11 protein-coding genes are annotated in these 14968 nt (G+C 74.2%); 5 read left to right on the top strand and 6 right to left on the bottom strand.

The genetic code is table 11. The annotated features are described in order from the left end of the window. Positions 1 to 154: 154 nt before the first annotated feature. From L0P92_RS45495 to L0P92_RS17485, 5 genes are read left to right on the top strand one after another with little or no spacing between them, the layout of a single operon-like run. Positions 155 to 3733 carry a WGR and DUF4132 domain-containing protein gene (locus L0P92_RS45495; protein ID WP_234763656.1) on the top strand — a complete coding sequence of 1193 codons (3579 nt, stop codon included), beginning with the start codon at positions 155 to 157 and terminating at the stop codon, positions 3731 to 3733. Further along, the gene (locus tag L0P92_RS17470; RefSeq protein ID WP_234763657.1) at positions 3730 to 4830 is read left to right on the top strand and encodes an ATP-binding protein; all 1101 of its coding nucleotides are present in this window, start codon (positions 3730 to 3732) and stop codon (positions 4828 to 4830) included. The genes L0P92_RS45495 and L0P92_RS17470 overlap by 4 nt, the downstream gene beginning before the upstream one ends. Then, on the top strand, positions 4830 to 7208 hold the full coding sequence (locus L0P92_RS17475) for a DUF5682 family protein (protein ID WP_234763658.1): 2379 nt from the start codon (positions 4830 to 4832) through the stop codon (positions 7206 to 7208). The genes L0P92_RS17470 and L0P92_RS17475 overlap by 1 nt, the downstream gene beginning before the upstream one ends. Then, a complete protein-coding gene (locus L0P92_RS17480; protein WP_234763659.1) occupies positions 7205 to 8413 on the top strand; it encodes a VWA domain-containing protein in 1209 nt (402 codons plus the stop codon). Before L0P92_RS17475 ends, L0P92_RS17480 begins: the two co-directional genes overlap by 4 nt. An 11-nt stretch (positions 8414 to 8424) precedes the next feature. Continuing rightward, entirely contained in the window at positions 8425 to 10446 is a 2022-nt protein-coding gene (locus tag L0P92_RS17485) for a YehQ family protein (RefSeq protein ID WP_234763660.1), read from the top strand. Here the strand turns inward: L0P92_RS17485 and L0P92_RS17490 are convergent. The 6 genes from L0P92_RS17490 to L0P92_RS17515 are packed head-to-tail and all read right to left on the bottom strand — an operon-like array spanning position 10438 to position 14937. Further along, positions 10438 to 10656 carry an acyl-CoA carboxylase subunit epsilon gene (locus tag L0P92_RS17490; protein ID WP_234763661.1) on the bottom strand — a complete coding sequence of 73 codons (219 nt, stop codon included), beginning with the start codon at positions 10654 to 10656 and terminating at the stop codon, positions 10438 to 10440. The two genes, L0P92_RS17485 and L0P92_RS17490, sit on opposite strands and share 9 nt — an antisense overlap. Continuing rightward, positions 10653 to 12230, bottom strand: a complete 1578-nt coding sequence (locus L0P92_RS17495; RefSeq protein ID WP_234763663.1) for an acyl-CoA carboxylase subunit beta — start codon at positions 12228 to 12230, stop codon at positions 10653 to 10655. Before L0P92_RS17495 ends, L0P92_RS17490 begins: the two co-directional genes overlap by 4 nt. A gap of 19 nt (positions 12231 to 12249) precedes the next feature. Then, entirely contained in the window at positions 12250 to 12783 is a 534-nt protein-coding gene (locus L0P92_RS17500; protein ID WP_234763664.1) for a flavin reductase family protein, read from the bottom strand. Between the two features lie 11 nt (positions 12784 to 12794). After that, a complete protein-coding gene (locus L0P92_RS17505; RefSeq protein WP_234763665.1) occupies positions 12795 to 13688 on the bottom strand; it encodes an MBL fold metallo-hydrolase in 894 nt (297 codons plus the stop codon). Next, positions 13685 to 14680: an aromatase/cyclase gene (locus L0P92_RS17510; RefSeq protein WP_234763666.1), complete on the bottom strand. Its 996-nt coding sequence runs from the start codon at positions 14678 to 14680 to the stop codon at positions 13685 to 13687. The genes L0P92_RS17505 and L0P92_RS17510 overlap by 4 nt, the downstream gene beginning before the upstream one ends. Beyond that, the gene (locus L0P92_RS17515) at positions 14677 to 14937 is read right to left on the bottom strand and encodes an acyl carrier protein (RefSeq protein WP_062718362.1); all 261 of its coding nucleotides are present in this window, start codon (positions 14935 to 14937) and stop codon (positions 14677 to 14679) included. The genes L0P92_RS17510 and L0P92_RS17515 overlap by 4 nt, the downstream gene beginning before the upstream one ends. Between the last annotated feature and the right edge of the window lie 31 nt (positions 14938 to 14968).

Below are 14968 nucleotides of genomic sequence, written 5' to 3' on the forward strand. Positions count from 1 at the left end.
TTCCCGCCCCTCCCGCCGCGTCCTCGCATCCTCCCATCCGGGTGCGGGCGGGTCCGAGCGCCGGCCCGCGGACCCACTGTCAGTGGCTCCCACTACTGTGACGGCCACTTGATCGAACGATCACCGGCCGGGGGGCCGGCGAAGGGGAGGGGCCGTGCGGCGCTGGGAGTTTGTCGGAGACGGTTCGGCGAAGTTCTGGGAGGCACAGGCCGAGGGGGCCGTCGTCACCGTGCGCTACGGACGGGTCGGCACCGAGGGTCGTACGCAGGTCAAGGAGCTGGAGTCGGCCCAGCTGGCCGAGCAGTATCTGGCGAAGGCGGTCGCGGAGAAGGAGCGCAAGGGGTATCGGGCGGTCGAGGCGGCGGCGGCCGCTCCGGTCGGGGACGTGGAGGCCGGCTCGGACGAGGAAGCCGTCCTGCCCGACGAGGACACCTTCGTGCTGCCCGCCGCGTGGCGGCGGCTGGCGTACCCGCGGCGTGGCGGGGTGCGGCGGACCGTCGGTGAACCGCGCCCCGAGGCCGAGGAGTTGGTGACGCGCCGGCTGAAGGAGGAGGCGGACTGGGTCGAGCAGATGCTCACCGCGCCGAAGAGCGATCCACGGATCGTCGAGGCCACCCGCGCCCACCTGGCCGGCACACCCGATCCGCTGGGCGCGGCCGCGCTGGCGGCGGTGACGATGCACTACCAGTTGCCCGACGGCGTCTTCGTGGACGCCTGGGTCCGCGCGCACGGCCTGCCGTTCGCCGCGCGGGCGGTGGTGGAGTACTTCGACGTCGAGCCGCACTGGATGCAGTACGGCGGGCGCCGGGAGGACCCCTGGCTCGGGCTGCGCGCGGGCACCACCTCCGACGGCGGCCACTGGGCCCGGCCCAAGTTCGCCGACCGGCTGCGTTCGCTGCTGAGCGTGGCCGACGAGGACACCTACCGGCTCGCCGTCGCCGCGCTGGCGCAGTGCCGGGACGGGGCGCGGCGGCGCGTCGTCGTGTCGTATCTGGTGCCCGGCGAGCGGGAGTGGGTCGCCGAGAGCTGCGCGGACGCGGCCACGGTCGACGAGGCGCTGCGGGCGATGCTGCTGTGCTCGCTCGACTCCCCTGCTCAGCTGGAGCAGTTCGGCGGCAGGTTCGACGTCGGCTGGAACGGCTGGACGATGCCGCTGGTGGCGACGCTCGCCGAGGGCGTCGGCAAGGACTTCGCCCCCGTCCTGGAGAAGGGCATCGACGTGGCCTACGGCTCCGACCGGGTGAAGGCCTTCGCGGGCGCCCTGGTGGAGCTGCCGACGGACGACGCCTTCGGGGTGCTCCTCGCCCGCGTCGAGAACAAGCACGTCCGCCCGAACCTGCTGGAGGCGATGCGGCGCTACCCCGTCCGCGCCCTGCGGCTGCTGGGGAAGGCGGCGCTCGGATCTGCCAAGTACGCCTCGATGGCCGAGCAGTTGCTCGCGGCGCACGTACGGACCCTTCCGAAGCTGACCGCCGCCGTGCTGCCCGACCTGCCCGACGATGTCGCCGCCCTCGTCGAGCCTCTGCTCGGCAACCGGGGCCGGGTGGCCGACGCCCCCGTCGAGGCGCTGCCCGCGCTGCTGGTCAGCCCGCCGTGGACGAGGAAGCGCACCGCGCGCAAGGCCCGCGTCGCGACCGGGACACCGGTGGTGCCGCGGCCGCGGGTCGGCTGGCGGACCGGCGAGCGGGAACAGTGGGCCGGCACCACGTCCTGGTACGCCAGGTGGCGCGAGCGCTACAGCTGGTCCAAGGAGATCGAACTGCTCCAGCAGGGCGGCCAGTTGAAGGACGTCCGGGACGTCCGGCTGTTCGTCGTCGGCCCCGAGGACGTCGTTCGGCCGCTGCTGGCCGATTGCGCCCCCGAGGACTACTGGGACGGGGAGGCCTCGCTCAAGCCCGTCGCCGCCAGGCACGAGGTGCACGCCCTGCCGCTGCTGCTGCGCGCCGCCGCCCGGCACCCCTCCACCCTGGGGACGCTCGTCCTGCCGTATCTGAGTACCGAGGTCGCCGCTCTGGTGGGCGACTGGCTGGCCCGGCTGAAGTCGGCCGACGCCACGGCCCGCGCGTGGCTGACGCGGCACGGGACGGCCGCGGCCCCCTACCTCGTCCCGCACGCGGTGGGCAAGCCGGGCACGGTGCGGCGGGGCGCCGAGCAGGCGCTGCGGCTGCTGGCGGACGCCCATGGCGGGGCGGCGGTACTGGAGGCGGCTGCCGCGAGCGAGCCGGAAGCCGTGGGCATCGTCGAGGAGTTGCTGTCCGCCGACCCGCTGGAGAGTGCCCTTCCGGCGCGGATGCCGGCCGTCGGCGCCTGGGCCGAGCCCGCGCTGCTGCCGCAGATCCTGCTGAAGGACGGCGGCGGCGCACTGCCCGCCGACGCGGTACGGCACGCGGTCACCCTGCTGGCGCTGTCCAAGCCCGGCGAGGTCTATCCGGGCCTCGACGTGCTGACCGGGCACTGCACGGCCGATTCCCTCGCCGCCTTCGCCTGGGGTGTGTTCGAGCAGTGGCGGCTCGCCGGGATGCCCCCGAAGGAGAGCTGGGCGCTGCACGCGCTGGGCTGGCTCGGGGACGACGAGACCGTACGGCGGCTGACGCCCGTGCTGCGCGCGTGGCCCGGTGAGGGGGCGCACCATCGCGCCGTGGAAGGGCTGAACGTCCTCGCCTCGATCGGCACCGACGTGGCGCTGCTGCATCTGCACGGCATCGCCCAGCGGGTGCCGTTCAAGGCGTTGAAGGTCCGCGCCCAGGAGAAGATCGCCGAGGTCGCGGAGGGGCTGGGCCTCACGGCCGAGCAGCTCGGCGACCGGCTGGTCCCCGACTTCGGCCTGGACGCCGACGGCAGCACGGTCATCGACTACGGCACCCGGCGGTTCACCGTCGGCTTCGACGAGCAGCTGCGGCCGTATGTGCGGGACGCCGACGGCAAGCCCCGCAAGGCCCTGCCCGCCCCGGCCGCCAAGGACGACCCGGAGCTCGCGCCGGCCGAGCGCAAGCGGTTCGCCGCGCTGAAGAAGGACGTGCGGACCGTCGCCGCCGACCAGGTGCGGCGGCTGGAGGCGGCGATGGTCGCCGGGCGGTCCTGGACGGCGGCGGAGTTCCAGGAGCTGTTCGTGGCGCATCCGTTGCTGTGGCATCTGGTGCGGCGCCTGGTCTGGCTCGGCGAGGCGGACGGGGAGGTGACGGCGTTCCGGGTGGCGGAGGACCGTACGTTCGCGGACGTGGGCGACGACGAGCTGACGCTGCCCGAGGGCGCGAGTGTCCGCCTGGCGCATCCGCTGCACCTGGGTGACGATCTCGGCGCCTGGTCGGAGCTCTTCGCCGACTACGAGATCCTGCAGCCGTTCCCGCAGTTGGGCCGGGCCGTGCACGCCCTCACCGAGGAGGAGGCCACGAGCCGCCGGCTGGCCCGGTTCGAGGGGGCCACGGTGCCGGTGGGCAAGCTGCTCGGCCTGACCAAGCGCGGCTGGGAGCGGGGCGAGCCGCAGGACGCGGGCGTGGAGTGCTGGTTCTACCGGCGCATCGAGGAGGGCCGCTACCTGGTGATCGACCTCGACCCCGGCATCGCCGTGGGCATGGTCGACGAACTCGGCGACCAGACCTTCAAGACCGTGGGCCTGGACAACCGCCCGGACGGCTGGTGGAACAGCCGCGACAGCGGGCTGCGCTTCGCCGGCCTGGACCCGGTCATGGCCTCCGAACTGCTCGCCGATCTCACCGAGGTGACCGCGAAATGACCGAAGTGACGGAAGTGACCATCGCCGAGGAGCAGTTGCAGCGCCCGCCCGCCGAGGTCCGCTACGCCGACGAGCTCGCCGCCCTGCGCGCGGCCGACGGCGATCCGCGCCCGCCGGGCTGGCAGCTCAGCCTGCGCGCCGCGCGCCGCTTCGTCGTCGGCGACGAACAGGCCGGCATCAGCCGCAAGTTCGTCGGCAACGTCTCGCTGGTGGAGCGGGCCCTGGTGACGCTGGCCACGAACCGCGGGCTGATGCTCGTCGGCGAGCCGGGCACCGCGAAGTCGCTGCTGTCCGAGCTGATCGCGGCGGCCGTCAGCGGCGGCTCCGAGCTCACCGTGCAGGGCGGCGCGGCCACCACCGAGGACCAGATCAAGTACTCCTGGAACTACGCGCTGCTGGTCTCCGAGGGCCCGTCCTCCCGCTCCCTGGTGCCCGCGCCGATGCTGCGCGGCATGGCCGAGGGCCGGATCGTGCGCTTCGAGGAGATCACCCGCTGCCCGCTGGAGGTGCAGGACTGTCTGCTGTCGCTGCTGTCCGACCGGGTCATCGCCGTCCCCGAGCTGGACGGCCCGCAGGGCATGGTCTTCGCCCGGCAGGGCTTCAACGTCATCGCCACCGCCAACACCCGCGACCGGGGCGTCAACGAGATGAGCGCCGCCCTCAAGCGCCGCTTCAACTTCGAGACGGTCTTCCCGATCCCCGACTTCGACACCGAGCTGGCGCTGGTCGAGGCCGAGGCCACGGCGTTGCTGCGGCAGTCCGGGGTGGCGGCGGCGCCGCGCCGGGACGTGCTGGAGGTCCTGGTCGGCACCTTCCGTGAACTGCGGGGCACGGCCGGGCGGGGCGAGCGGATGTCGGCGGTGATGAGCACCGCCGAGGCCGTGTCGGTCGCGCACGCGGTGGGGGTGCGCGGCTGGTTCCTGCGCGGTGAGCCGGGCGGCGCTGCCGACGTGGTGGCGAGCCTGGCGGGCACGGCCGCCAAGGACAGCCCGGAGGACCTGGCGCGGCTGCGGCGGTTCCTGGAGCAGGACGTGCCACGACGCAAGGGCGCGCAGTGGCAGGCCCTGCACGACGCGCGGCATCTGCTGGCGGACTGATGCCGGGCACATCCACGGCCGTCGACGTGCCGCCGCGCGCCGCCGGGTCCGCCGTCTTCCTCGGCGTACGGCACCACTCGCCCGCGTGCGCGCGGCTGGTCGGCCGGGCGATCGAGGAACTGCGGCCCGCGTACGTCCTGGTGGAGGGCCCCGCCGACATGAACGACCGGCTGGGCGAGCTGCTGCTCGGGCACCGGCTGCCGGTCGCCGTGTTCAGCCACTACCGGGACGACACGCGTGTAGCGACCTCCTGGGCGCCGCTGTGCGACTACTCGCCGGAGTGGATCGCCCTGCGGGAGGGCCACGCCTCGGGCGCGGAGGTCCGCTTCATCGACCTGCCGTCCTGGCATCCGGCGTTCGCCGAGCGCGCCGACCGGCACACCAACCGCTACGCGGACGCCGAGGCCAGGTACGCGCGGGCGACGGAGCGGCTCTGCGCGCAGTTCGCCGTGGACTCGGTGGACGCGCTGTGGGACGGGTTGTTCGAGGTCACGGACGGCGTGGACGGCACGGAGGGCGCCGACGAGCTGCGGGCCCGCCTTGACGCCTACTTCGAGCTCGTGCGCGGGGACGCGGAGGCCGACCCCGGGGACCGTGCGCGCGAGGAGTACATGGCGTCCTGGGTGCGCGCGGCCGTGGCCCGGTCCGGAGAGCGGCCCGTGCTGGTGGTGACCGGCGGCTTCCATCAACCGGCGCTGCGCGCGCTGTCCGCGCGGGGCGACGGCACCGCCGGTGCGCCGTCCTGGCCCGAGGTCCCCGCGCCGCCCGAGGGCGCGGTCGGCGGCAGCTTCCTGGTGCCGTACTCCTTCCGGCAGTTGGACGCCTTCGCCGGCTACCAGTCGGGCATGCCCTCGCCGGGCTACTACCAGCGGCTGTGGGAGGGCGGGGCGCACGCCGCCGCGCAGGGCCTGCTGCGCTCCGTCGCCGAGCGGCTGCGCACGCGCGGAATCCCGGTCTCCACGGCCGACCTGATCGCCGCGCGCGGCCTGGCGCAGGGGCTCGCGCTGATGCGGGGCCACGCGTACGAGACCCGGGTGGACGTTCTGGACGGTCTCGCCGGGGCGCTGATCAGCGACGACCTGGAGCAGCCGCTGCCGTGGACGGGACGGGACACGCTCGGGGCCGGCACCCATCCCGTCGTCGTGGAGATGATCGCCGCCTGCGCCGGTGACACCGAGGGCCGGCTGCACCCGGACACCCCGCTGCCTCCGCTGGTGCACGACGTCGCCGAGCAGCTGGCCCGGCTGGGCCTGGCCGACCCGGACGGCCCGGTCACGCTCGACCTGACCGAAGCGGACGGTCTGACGCGCAGCCAGGTCCTGCATCGGCTGCGGGTGCTGGGCGTTCCCGGGTTCACCCGGGTCTCGGGTCCGTCCGACGGCGCCGACCCGGTGTTCACCGAGCGGTGGGAGCCCGGCCCGGCGAGCGGACGTGAGGCGGGGCTCATCGAGGCGGGCGCGTACGGGGCGCGGCTGGACGAGGCGGCCTCGACGGTGCTCGGTGAGCGGGCACGCGCGGCGGGTACGGAGGCGGGGTCGCTCGCCGGGCTGCTGTTCGACGCGGTGCTGTGCGGCGTCGGACCCCTGTGCGACGAGCTGCTGGAGGCACTCGCCGCGCAGGTCGGCCAGGTTTCCGAACTCGGGCCGCTCGGCGAGGTGTTGACGGCCGCGCTGGGGCTGTGGCGGCACGACCGGGTGTTCGGGGTGGCACGCGGCCGGCTGCTGGGCGCTGTCGTCGGAGGCGCCACCGACCGGGTGTTCTGGCTGGCGGAGGGGCTGCACGGCGGGCCCGGCGTGGACTTCGCCCGGTTGCGGGCACTGGCGGCCGCCCGGGACGCGCTGCTGCACGCCCCGCGGTTGCCGTCGGTCACCCGGGAGGCCGCCGCCCTGGCCGCCGCCCGGATCGGCCGCGACCGGCGTGCCCCCGCCGACCTGCGCGGCGCCGCCTTCGGCCTGCGCTGGGCGCTGGGCGTCCCCGACGACCCGGCGACGGCCGTACAGGCACTCGCCACCACCACCGCGTCCGACGCCCTCGGGGACTGGCTGGCCGGCCTGTTCGCGCTGGCCCGTGAGGAGGTCACCGCCGAGGTGACGGCCGACGGGGAGCCCCTCATCGACGTACTGGACGGTGTCGTCTCCGCGATGACCGAGGACGACTTCCTCACCGGCCTGCCCGCGCTGCGCCAGGCCTTCGCCTTCTTCCCGCCCCGCGAACGCGAACGCGTCGCCGAGCGCCTGCTCCAGCGGCGCGGCAGGCACGGCTCGGCACGCTCCCTGCTGCGTACGACCGCCGATCCGCTGCTGCTGGCCCGCGCCCGAGCCCTGGAGGAGAACGTGGCCCGACTGCTCGACCGGCACGGCCTGGGGGCGGTGCGATGAACTCCCCGGCTCCCGAGGGGACGCCGGCGGCCGCCGACCCGTCCCTCGAACGGTGGCGTCTGATCCTCGGCTCCCCCGCCGAACGCCACACCGGCCCTCCGCACGGCTCGGCCGCCGCCCGTGACGCCGCGCTCGACTGGCTCTACGGCCGTGACGAGGACCTGCGCCGCCGCGGGGTGCGCCGGGGCGGGTCGGCCGGCTCCCGGGAGGGCGGCAGCGGGCCGTCACAGCTCACCGCCGTGGACTGGCTCGACGACATCCACAAGCTGTTCCCGAAGGAGACGGTGGAACGGCTGGAGCGGGACGCCGTCGAACAGTACGGCATCCACGAGATCGTCACCGACCCGGACGTCCTCGCCCGCGTCGAGCCCAGCCAGACCCTGCTGCGCGCCGTCCTGCGCACCAAGCACCTGATGAACCCCGACGTGCTGACGGCGGCACGACGGATCGTCGAGACCGTCGTACGGCAGCTGATGGAGCGTCTGCGCCCGGAGGTCCGCCGCGCCTTCACCGGCTCCCGCTCGCGCCGCCCCAGCCGTCTCCCGCTGGCCCGCGACTTCGACTTCCGGACCACCGTCCGCGCCAACCTCGCCCACTACCAGCCCGAGGAACGCCGGATCCTCATCCAGCGCCCGCACTTCCACGCGCGCACCAGCCGCCGCCTGGAGCAGTGGCAACTCGTGCTGCTGGTCGACCAGTCGGGCTCCATGGCCGGCTCGGTGATCCACTCCGCCGTCACCGCCGCCTGTCTGTGGGGCCTGCCGGGGCTGAAGACGCACCTGGTCGCCTTCGACACCCAGGTGGTGGACCTGACGTCCGAGGTGACCGATCCGGTGGAGCTGCTGATGGGGGTGCAGCTCGGCGGCGGCACCGACATCGCCCGGGCCGTCGACTACGGGGCCTCGCTGGTCGAGAACCCCCGGCGCACGATCGTCGCCCTGATCTCCGACTTCTACGAGGGCGGCGACCCGTTCCGGCTGGTGCGCACCGTGCGCCGGCTGGTCGAGCAGGGGACGACCGTGCTCTGCCTGGCCGCCCTCGACGAGGCCGCCGATCCCGTCTACGACCGTGACCTGGCCGGGCGGCTGGCGCGGGTCGGCGCCCCGGTGGGCGCGATGACGCCGGGACGGCTCGCCGAGTTCGTCGCCGAGATGATCGGCCGGGGAGGGCACACGGGGCAGGGACCCGGAGGGCAGGGGCAGTGAGGACGCAAACCGTGACCATCCGCGCCGATCTGCTGGCCCTGACGCCGCAGACGCTCGCCTCCCTCGCCAACCGGGGCCTGGTCAAGCGCGCCGAGAAGGACCTGGCGGCAGGCGCCGGGCCGGCGGTGACCGTCGGCGACGACGGCACCGTACGGGGACGCTTCCCGGACGGCACCGAGGCGGCTCTTGCGCCGGGGCTCGGCCTGGACGCGGCGGACTGCGGCTGCGGGGCGACGGGGGTGTGCCGCCACCGCATCGGTCTGGTGCTCGCTTACCAGCGCACCGCCGCCGAGGGCGCGGACACAGGCGAGGGCGCGGACACGGACGCCGGGGTGGATGACTCGCCGGCCGCCGCGAGCAGGTTCGTCGACTGGTCCCCGGCCGAGTTCGACGACGAGGCGCTGGCCGCCGCGCTGGGCCGGCCGGCCCTGACCGCCGCGCGGCGCGTCAAGGAGCGCGGCTACCTCGCCCGGCTGCACCGTCCCACCGCCGCCGACCCGGAGCCCCGCGTCGAACTGCCCACCTGCACCGTCCGTTTCCCGGTCCCGCACGAGCTGGGCTACGCCCTCACCGACGCGTCCGCCGCGCTGCGGGGCGAGGTCGTGGCCCTGGCCGTCTGGGCGTTCCGGGCCGGGGAAGCCGAGCGGTCGACGGAGGTGAGCGTCGGTGGCCGTACGGCCGCGACGGAGCGCGCGGACACGGCCCTGCGCACCGCCCTGGCCCTCGCCGACGACCTCCTTCTGGACGGCGTGCAGCAGGCGGGGCCGGTGTTCGCCGGCTCCCTCGCGCGCGCCCAGGAGTCGCTGACCGCGGCCTCGCTGCACTGGCCGGCCGGGGCGGTGGCCGAGTTGCGGGAGCAGCTCGACGCGTACACCGCGCGCGGCACGCGCTACGCGGCGGAGCGGTACGCCCTGCTGCTGACCGAGCTCCATGCCCGGCACCGTGCCTCAGGACGGGATCCGGTCGGGGTGCTCGGCACCAAGGAGGCACCGCAGACGCCGCTGCGGCGGGTGCGGCTGGTGGCGCTGGGCTGCCGGGTCGGGGGCAGTGCGGGTGACCGGGTCGCCGAGACGTACTTCGCGCACGCGGAGGCCGGGATCGTGCTGGTGCTGCGCAGACGCTGGGAGGTGGCGGAGGGTCAGTCCCTGACCGGGCACGAGCTGTCGGCCCGTCGGCTGCTCGGCTCCCCGCTGCGCACGCTCGCCACGGCGAACGTGGTGAGCGAGCACACCTCGCGGGCCGCCGACCGGACCGTCACCATCTCCCGGGGCCGTGTCGCCGCCACCAGCGTCACTCCGCTCGGCTCGGCCTGGCGTGAGCTGCCCGGCAGTCTGCTGCTCGCCGACGCCGGAGCTCATCTGCGGGCTGCGGGCGAGCGGCCGCCCCGGCTGATCCGTCCGCGCGTCGAGGCGGAGTCGGTGCGGGTGGTGCGGGTGTCGGCCGTGGAGTCGATCGGCTACGACCCCGCCGCGCAGCGACTGGAGGCGGTCGTACGGGACCCCGCGGGCAGCGAGATCCTCGTGCGCGCCGACCACAACCCCCTGTGCCCCGGCGCCCTGGACGCGCTCGCCGCCGCGCTCGGCGAGGCGGAGGTCCACTGCGTCAGCGGCATGCTGCACCGCGCCCACGGCAGGATCGTGCTGGAGCCGCTGGCCGTGCTGACCGCGACCGGCGTGACCGTCCCCGACCTCGCCCCCGGTGACGGCGACACCACGCTCGCCATGGCCCCGTCCCGGCCGTCCGACCCGGTCACGGCGGCCCTGGAGTCGGCGCTCACCGCCCTGTCCGAGGCCGCCCACCACGGTCTGCGCCGGCTGACCGCGCCGGCCCGCACCCGGCTGACCGACAGCGCCACCGCACTGCGGCGCACCGGCCTGCACACCGCCGCCGACCTGATACGCGCCCTGGACACGGCCCTTGCGCGCGACGGCGCGACGGCTGCCGTCCCGGCGTGGGTCGACGCCCAGATCCAGCTGGCGGTGAGCCTGGAACTGCATCAGGAGGGCACCGGCGAGATCCAGGGGTCAGCCTGACTCCTGCCAGCTGTGCGGTGCGCGAAAGCCCGGGGTGCGTTCCAGACGGCGCCAGCCCGCGGGGCCGTCGGGGCAGTGCTCGTCTGCGGGGTCGGGCCGGGTGGCGGCGCGGGCCAGGAGGACCGCGGTGAGGGCCGCGATCTCCTCGGCGCTCGCCCTGCCCCTCTCGACGCGGAGTGCGGCGCCGACCGCGCCGGCCGGGGCGCTCACTGCGGGGGGTTGCCGTGCTTGCGCGACGGCAGGTCGGCGTGTTTCGTACGGAGCATCGCGAGCGAGCGGATCAGGATCTCGCGGGTTTCCGCCGGGTCGATGACATCGTCGACGAGGCCCCGCTCGGCCGCGTAGTACGGGTGCATCAGCTCGGACTTGTACTGCTTGACCATCTCGGCGCGCTTGGCCTCGGGGTCGTCGGCGGCGGCGATGTCGCGCCGGAAGATGACGTTGGCCGCGCCTTCCGCGCCCATCACCGCGATCTCGTTGGTCGGCCAGGCGAAGGTCAGGTCGGCGCCGATGGACTGGGAGTCCAGCACGATGTAGGCGCCGCCGTAGGCCTTGCGCAGGACGATGGAGACGCGGGGGACGGTGGCGTTGCAGTAGGCGTAGAGGAGTTTCGCGCCGTGGCGGATGATGCCGCCGTGCTCCTGGTCCGCCCCGGGCAGGAAGCCCGGCACGTCGAGCAGGGTCACGATCGGGATGTTGAAGGCGTCGCACATCGTCACGAAGCGGCCGGCCTTCTCCGAGGCCGAGATGTCCAGCACCCCGGCCAGCGTCTGCGGCTGGTTGGCGACGATGCCCACCACCCGGCCGTCCAGCCTGGCGAGGCCGCACACGATGTTGCGGGCCCAGCGCTCGTGGACCTCCAGCCAGTCGCCGTCGTCGACGAGTTCCTCGATCACCTTGTGCATGTCGTACGGCTGGTTGCCGTCCTGCGGTACCAGGTCGTAGAGCGTGGCGGTGGGCCGGTCCGCCGGGTCGTCCGAGGGGTGGACGGGCGGGTTCTGCCGGTTGTTGGAGGGCAGCAGGGAGAGCAGGTAGCGCACTTCCGCCAGACAGGTCTCCTCGTCCTCGTACACGAAGTGCGCCACCCCGGACGTCGTGGCGTGCACGTCGGCGCCGCCCAGCGCGTTCTGGGTGAGCTGCGCGCCGGTGACGGCGCTGACGACGTCGGGGCCGGTGATGAACATCTGCGCGGTCTCGCGCACCATGAACACGAAGTCCGTCAGCGCCGGCGAGTACGCCGCGCCGCCCGCGCACGGGCCGAGCATCACCGAGATCTGCGGGATCACCCCGGAGGCACGGGTGTTGCGCCGGAAGATCCCGCCGTAGCCGGCGAGCGCGGAGACGCCCTCCTGGATCCGGGCCCCGGCCCCGTCGTTGAGGCTGACGAGCGGTGCGCCCGCCGACAGCGCCATGTCCATGATCTTGTGGATCTTCGCGGCGTGCGCCTCGCCGAGCGAGCCGCCGAAGATCCGGAAGTCGTGCGCGTAGACGAAGACCGTCCGGCCGTCCACCGTGCCCCAGCCGGTGATCACCCCGTCCGTGTACGGCCGCCTGTGCTCCAGTCCGAAGCCGCTCGCCCGGTGCCGGCGCAGCTGCTCCACCTCCTGGAAGGAGCCCGGGTCCAGCAGCAGCGCGATCCGCTCGCGGGCCGTCAGCTTCCCTCTGGCGTGCTGCGCCCGGGTCGCCTGCTCCCCCGGTCCGGCCTCGGCCTCGGCCCGGATCCGCGCAAGGCCGGCCAGGTCCTCACCGGTCAGCTCGCCGGTCACCTCGTCGGTCACGGACATCGTTCCTCCTCAACTCCCCTCAGCCGGCATGCGCGTGCGCGCCCCGCCCGGCGGCGGCCACGCAGGCGCCCGTCCCCGAGCACAGGGCGGCGAACCCGCGGTCCACGTAGACCGCGGGCGCCCCCTTCTCCTCGACGTGCACGGACTGGACCTCGCCGAGCAGGATGATGTGGTCGCCCGCCGGGTAGCGCTCGTGGACCGTGCACTCGACGACCGCGAGCGCCCCGTCCAGCACGGTCCCTCCGCGTGCGGTGCGGACGAACTCCCCGCCCGCGAACTTGTCCGCCGACTTGCGCGCGAAGCGCATCGCCAGCTCGGTGTGGTCCTCGCGCAGCACGCTCACCGCGAACTCGCGGCAACTGTCGAACACCGGGAAGGAGTTGGCCGTACGGGCCAGACAGACCAGCGCGAGCGGCGGCTGCATGGAGACGGACACGAACGAGCTGGCAGTGAAGCCGTGCGGGACTCCGGTGCGGTCATGGGCGGTGACGAGCGCCACCCCGGCGGGCACCCGGGCCATGGCGTCCCGGAGGATTCCCTGGTCGGCGGCCATCTTTTGACTCCTTAGGCGAGGCAGGTGGGCAGCCGCCCACCGTTGTAGGCGACCAGTTCCGAGAAGATCTCCATGGCGTCCCGCGGCGGCCGGCCCAGCAGTTCCTCGTGGGCGCGGTGCAGGTTCGCGACGAGACGTTCCGCGTCCAGCAGTTCGGCATAGCCGCCGAGGTCCGCCTCGCGCGCGGCCTGAAGCGGGGTCAGCCCGCTGTCGGCCGCCTCGGCGGCGAGGCGCTGGACCCAGCGCAGGTACTCCCGGTTGGCGTCGAGCACCTCGGGTCCCGCGACCGGTCCGTGCCCGGCGACGACCACCTCGGGCTCCAGCTCCGCCAGCCGGTCGAGCGCGGCCAGCGTGCCGGCGACCGAGCCGAAGAGCACGAACGGGGTGACGCCGGACATGACGATGTCCCCGGCGAACAGCACCCGTTCCTCGGGCAGCCAGACCACCACGTCGTGGTCGGTGTGCGCGGGGCCGACGCGGAGCAGTTCGGCGCGTCGCTCGCCGACGTGCACGGTGAGGTGGTCGCGGAAGGTGACGGTCGGCGGCGTCACCTCGATGTCGCCCCAGTCGACGCGCGGCCACAGCCCGGTGAGGGCGAGGCCGGTCGTCACCATGGCGGTGCGCATGTCCTCGTGCGCGATGATCTGCGTCCCCGGCGGGAAGACCTGGTTGCCGAAGGCATGGTCGCCGTGGAAGTGGGTGTTGACCACGGTGCGGGCCGGTCCCGTGGCGAGCTTGTCGACCGTCTCGGCCAGCCGCCGCGCCCTCGGGATCGTCGACAGGGTGTCGACGACGAGGGCGCCGTCGCCGCCCACGACGATGCCCGCGTTGCTCACACACCAGCCGCCGGGGGCCTGCTCGTAGGCGTGGACCCCGTCGGCGACCTCGTGGACGGCGGCCGTCATGACGCCGGCCCGGCGTCGGCGGCGGCAGCGGCGGCAGCGGCGTGACTGAGCGTGGCCCGGCTGTTGGCGCCGAGCGCGTCCCGCAGATAGGCCCGGGCGTCGGCGACGGTCGTGCCCTCGCCGAGGACCTCCTCGATCCGGGTCGGGTCGATCGCCACGGTGTGTCGGGCGGTGACGGTGCCGTTCCCGTTCCTGTCGAAGAGCCAGGCGCCGCTGTGCCCGGTGAGCAGGGCGGGTGGCACGAGCTGCTTGTAGACGATGCTCTCGCCGGGGAAGCAGAGCCGGATCGAGCGGGTCGTGTGCGTGCTGCCGTCGGCGGTGACGGTCTCCATGGTCATGTCCTGGACGCCCGGGGAGCCGGCGTCCGCCGCCTCCTCGGTCAGCGTCACCTTCCCCACGTGCGGCAGCCGGTCCGGCCACAGGTCGCTGCGTTCGATGAAGGCGTACGCGTCGTCCCCGGACGGCACCTGGAGCGTGTCCTCGAACGTGAACAGCAGTTCCTCGACCGGGTGTCGACGCTCGGCGAGCCGGGCCAGCGCGGCCAGCTCCTTCTCGCTGTTGGTGTCCAGTGCCGCGCGCAGCCCCGGCAGCGCGTCCTCGTCGACGGCGGCGAAGTCGTGGGTCAGCACGATCTCGGTGCCGTCGCCGTCGCCGTGGAACTCCCAGCTTCCGCCCATCGAGGCGATCGGCGGCTGGGTGCGCTCCTGCCGGAAGGTGACCCGCAGCGCGTCGGGGTCCAGGGTCCGGCGGGACGTCCAGGTCTTGACCTGTCCGGCCACGCTCGCCCAGATCTGGAAGCGTTCCGTGCCCCGGTCGCGCTCCAGGATCCGCACGTGGACGGCGGGTTCGAAGACGGCCGGCCAGTGCTCGGCCCGCGCGACCAGCTCGTACAGCTGTCGCGCCGAGGCGGATGTCCTCAGGGTGTGGACCACCCGGTGCTCCGCCTGGTCCTCGCCCCCGTGCTCCACCCGGTGTTCCTCCGGCCGGCTCATGCCGCCTCGGCCAGCGCGCCGTTGACCAGGTCGAGCAGCTCGCGCGGGGTGTCGACGCGGCCCGCGACGTCGTCGGGGATGGCCACGCCGTAGCGGCTCTCCAGCCGGGCCGCGGTCTCCATCAGGGCGAGCGAGTCGTAGCCGATGGTCTCGAAGCGGGTGTCGAGGATGTCCCCGGACAGCTCCGTTCCGTCCGCCTCTCCGGCGCATTCGATGAGGACGCGGCGCAGGTCGTCGATGGTCAGCAGGGTCGCCATTACGGTCTCCAGTTCTCGGTGTCGCTGTGGG

It is taken from the genome of Streptomyces muensis (assembly GCF_021474425.1).
GTDB classification, from domain to species: domain Bacteria; phylum Actinomycetota; class Actinomycetes; order Streptomycetales; family Streptomycetaceae; genus Streptomyces; species Streptomyces muensis.

What these genes read in the sequence shown, in the direction of transcription:
- L0P92_RS17470 (WP_234763657.1), top strand. Translation starts at nt 3,730, where the DNA reads ATGACCGAAGTGACGGAAGTGACCATCGCCGAGGAGCAGTTGCAGCGC.
- L0P92_RS17475 (WP_234763658.1), top strand. Translation starts at nt 4,830, where the DNA reads ATGCCGGGCACATCCACGGCCGTCGACGTGCCGCCGCGCGCCGCCGGG.
- L0P92_RS17480 (WP_234763659.1), top strand. Translation starts at nt 7,205, where the DNA reads ATGAACTCCCCGGCTCCCGAGGGGACGCCGGCGGCCGCCGACCCGTCC.
- L0P92_RS17495 (WP_234763663.1), bottom strand. Translation starts at nt 12,230, where the DNA reads ATGTCCGTGACCGACGAGGTGACCGGCGAGCTGACCGGTGAGGACCTG.
- L0P92_RS17500 (WP_234763664.1), bottom strand. Translation starts at nt 12,783, where the DNA reads ATGGCCGCCGACCAGGGAATCCTCCGGGACGCCATGGCCCGGGTGCCC.
- L0P92_RS17505 (WP_234763665.1), bottom strand. Translation starts at nt 13,688, where the DNA reads ATGACGGCCGCCGTCCACGAGGTCGCCGACGGGGTCCACGCCTACGAG.
- L0P92_RS17510 (WP_234763666.1), bottom strand. Translation starts at nt 14,680, where the DNA reads ATGAGCCGGCCGGAGGAACACCGGGTGGAGCACGGGGGCGAGGACCAG.
- L0P92_RS17515 (WP_062718362.1), bottom strand. Translation starts at nt 14,937, where the DNA reads ATGGCGACCCTGCTGACCATCGACGACCTGCGCCGCGTCCTCATCGAA.